This window comes from Shewanella sp. T24-MNA-CIBAN-0130, from assembly GCF_040310185.1.
Lineage (GTDB): Bacteria > Pseudomonadota > Gammaproteobacteria > Enterobacterales > Shewanellaceae > Shewanella > Shewanella psychromarinicola.
In genome coordinates this window covers 1-261 of sequence record NZ_JBEOPP010000378.1, presented here as the reverse complement: position 1 = coordinate 261, position 261 = coordinate 1, and the positions used below count along the sequence as shown (strand labels likewise).

Below are 261 nucleotides of genomic sequence, written 5' to 3'. Positions count from 1 at the left end.
ACCAAGCGTTGTAACATATCGGTCGTGATGGTCACATGTTGTGATTCATCAATTACGCCTTGCTGGAACAACTTATATGCCATATCGATAACTAAATGATAGCGAGAAGTACCATTACGCACACCCATATCAAATGGTGTAGTCGTTGAACCTTCTTCTTCATAACCTTTAATACGGAAGCGACGGTTACCTTTATAATCAAATACAAGCTTTTTGATGGTGTTTGGGTAGCCATGGTAGTTGAATACCACACCTTTATCT

Annotated in this window: 1 protein-coding gene; it reads right to left on the bottom strand. The window is 39.5% G+C overall.

Annotation, left to right across the window (positions count from 1 at the left end; translation table 11 throughout):
- Nucleotides 1–261, bottom strand: a 261-nt coding sequence (locus tag AAEZ02_RS22800; RefSeq protein WP_502959615.1) for a phosphoketolase family protein, incomplete at both ends; no start/stop codon positions are given.